Here is a 3,346-nt window from a genome sequence, read left to right as displayed (position 1 = left end):
CATTATGTAAAATAACAGATTTTGAAGGAAATATATATATAGACGGAGAAGATATAAGAAATAAAGATAGAATATATATTGCCAAAAAAATAGCATTTATGAGTCAAATGTCTGATATATATTTTGATTATAATGTATATGATACTGTGATGTTGGGAAGATACTCAAATTTTGCTGATAAATTATTTTCAATGCCTAAAGAAGAGGATAAAAAAATTGTACTAAATTATCTTGATAAATTAAATTTAACTCATTTAAAAAATAAATCAATAAAAGAAATTTCAGGGGGAGAACTCCAGAGAGTATTTCTAGCTATGATTTTCAGTCAAAATCCAAATATTATATTATTAGATGAGCCTACTAATCATTTAGATATAAACAGTCAGATAGAACTTATTAATAATTTAAAAGAATGGGTTCATAATAATAAAAAAAAGTCTGTAATAGCTGTTTTACATGACATAAGTACTGCATTAAATTTTGCTGATAAAATATTGATTTTAAGAGAAGGAATAAAAGAATATTTTGGAGAAGTAAAAAACTTTGATATTAATATACTTAATGAAATTTACAATATAAATTTAAAAAAATATATGAAATCATTATTAGAAATATGGAAGTAATAAATTTGTACTTGATATTTATTTATTGAATGTTATAATATTCTAACAATGAAGGTTATAAAGTAGATTAATTAATTTTTCTATTTTATATAAATCACAAAATATAAAAAAGGAGAATTTAGAATGGCTGGTGATAAAACATTATGTTTTTGTATGGCTGTAACAGAGAAGCAAGTTAGGGACGCTATTATTTCAAAAAAATTAAAAACTGTAGAAGAAGTCTCTAAAGCTACTAAAGCAGGAACTGGATGCGGTGGATGTAAAGACGCTATTCAAAAAATTTTAAACGAAATCAATAAATAAATTTTATCAAAAATTTAATATTATTTTTATATTCCAATAATTAATATACATAGTAATTATAGTATATTAATAATTAACTTAGATGGAGGTAGGAACATGTGGGAATATACAGATAAGGTAAAGGATCATTTTATAAATCCTAGAAATGTGGGAGAAATAAAGAATCCTGATGCTGAGGCTATGACCGGAAGTATTGTATGCGGTGATGCACTAAAATTAACATTAAAAATAAATAAAGATACTGAAGTTATAGAGGATGCAAAATTCCAAACATTCGGATGTGCTTCTGCAATAGCAAGCAGCAGTATACTTACAGAAATGATTAAAGGAAAAACTCTTGATGAGGCTAAAAAAATAACAAATAAAGATATAGCCATGGAATTAGGAGGACTTCCTGAAGAAAAAATGCATTGTTCTGTTATGGGAATGGAAACTTTGGAAAAAGCCATTAATAATTACAGAGGTATAGCTACTAATGAAGATGAACATGATGAAGGAGCTATAATTTGTAAATGTTTCGGCATAACAGATACTAAAATAAAAAGAGCTATAAGGGAAAATAAGTTAAAAACTGTAGAAGAGGTAACATTCTATACTAAAGCAGGAGGAGGATGCGGAGCTTGTAAAGTTAAAATAGAAGATATTTTAAATGAAGAATTGGCAGATATGGAAAGAGAAGCCAAAAATGCTCCTATGACTACTGTTCAAAAAATAAAAAAAATAGAAGAGGCTTTAGAAAGAGTTATTAACCCTATGCTCAAAATGGATGGAGGAAGCTGCAGACTTGTGGATGTTGATGGAAATAAGGTTATGATAGAATTTAAAGGAGCATGTTCTTCTTGTGCTTCTTCAAAAAATACTTTAAAAGGCTTTGTTGAACCAAAAATAAAAGAATTAGTTCATAAAGACCTAGAAGTGGTTGGAGTGTGATATGTCAGAAAACAAAAAAATAATATATTTAGACAATAATGCTACTACCAGAGTATATGAAGAAGTATTGGAGTCCATGCTTCCATATTTTAAAGATCAATATTTCAACCCTTCAAGTATGTATACTTCAGCAGGAAGCGTACATAAACAAATGGAAAAAGGAAGGGAGCAAGTAGCAGATTTTTTAGGATGCGATCCTATTGAGGTATGTTTTATATCATGCGGAAGTGAAGGCGATAATATGGCTATAAGAGGAACCATAGAAGCCTACCCTACTAAAAATCATATTATCACAACTAAAGTAGAACATCCTGCTGTAATAGAAACTTGCAAAGACTTGGAAAGACACGGATACAGAGTTACTTATCTGCCTGTTAATAATGACGGCAATATAGATTTAAATGAATTAAAAAGTGCAGTAAATGAAAATACTGCTATAGTTTCTATAATGTATGCCAATAATGAAACAGGTGTAATTTTCCCTATTAAAGAAATAGGAGAGATAGTAAAAAATGCTGGTGCTGTATTCCATGTTGATGCTGTTCAGGCTGCAGGAAAATTACCTTTAAACATGAAAAATGAACCTTATATTGATATGCTTACAATTGCAGGTCATAAAATACATGCCCCTAAAGGTATAGGTGCTTTATATATCAAAAATGGTACAAAGTTAAGAACTGTACAAACAGGCGGACATCAGGAAAGAGGACGCAGAGCAGGTACAGAAAATGTGCCTTATATCATTGGTTTAGGAAAGGCAGCCTCTATGGTAAAAGCAGAGCTTCCTAAATTTAATGAACATACAGCAAAATTAAGAGACACTTTAGAAGCAGAAGTATCTAAAAGAATAACAGATATTAAAATAAATGGAAAAGGTGCTAATAGAGTAAGCAATACTACAAATATAAGCTTTAAAAACATAGAAGGAGAAGCTGTACTTTTATTGTTAGATGGATATGGTATATGCTGTTCAAGCGGAAGTGCCTGTTCTTCTGGTACATTAGAGCCTTCTCCTGTACTTCAAGCTATGGGAGTGCCTTTTGAATATGCTCATAGTTCTACAAGATTTTCTATGTCATTAGATAACACTATGGAAGATATAATGTACACAGCTGATGCAGTAGAAAAAATCGTAGCTAGACTTAGAGATATTTCACCTTACAGAAATTAAAAATTAAATCTAAATATTATAACCCATCTTATATGATGGGTTTTTCTTTTTTTATAAAAATACAAAAAAATATACTTTTTGAATATAAATGTTCAATTTGTATTGACTTCATAACCATAATTCCATATAATATTTATCAATTAAAAAATTTTTTAAGGGGTATTATTATGGGGTATCAAGAATTAAATGATATCATAGTTTCCATGAGAAGAGATTTGCACCAAATACCAGAAGTTGGTACAGATCTTCCTCAAACAAAAAGTTATGTTATGAACAAATTAAAAGAACTTGGACTTTCACCTGTTGAATGTTCATTAGA

General features: G+C 29.1%; 4 protein-coding genes. All 4 read left to right on the top strand.

The genetic code is table 11. The features are described 5' to 3' along the window. A partial coding sequence (locus Q0J90_RS04155; RefSeq protein ID WP_297276708.1) for an ABC transporter ATP-binding protein occupies positions 1-623 on the top strand: 623 nt, incomplete at its 5' end. Between the two features lie 123 nt (positions 624-746). Next, a complete protein-coding gene (locus Q0J90_RS04150; protein ID WP_028330110.1) occupies positions 747-926 on the top strand; it encodes a (2Fe-2S)-binding protein in 180 nt (59 codons plus the stop codon). Positions 927-1,022: 96 nt separating this feature from the next. After that, positions 1,023-1,856, top strand: coding sequence for a Fe-S cluster assembly protein NifU (gene nifU / locus Q0J90_RS04145; RefSeq protein ID WP_028330111.1), 834 nt, complete (start codon positions 1,023-1,025; stop codon positions 1,854-1,856). A 1-nt stretch (position 1,857) separates the two neighbouring features. Beyond that, on the top strand, positions 1,858-3,027 hold the full coding sequence (gene nifS / locus Q0J90_RS04140; RefSeq protein WP_297276707.1) for a cysteine desulfurase NifS: 1,170 nt from the start codon (positions 1,858-1,860) through the stop codon (positions 3,025-3,027). Positions 3,028-3,346 lie beyond the last annotated feature (319 nt).

This window comes from uncultured Brachyspira sp., assembly GCF_944390595.1.
Classification (GTDB): Bacteria; Spirochaetota; Brachyspiria; order Brachyspirales; family Brachyspiraceae; genus Brachyspira.
This window is presented reverse-complemented; position numbering and strand designations above follow the sequence as displayed.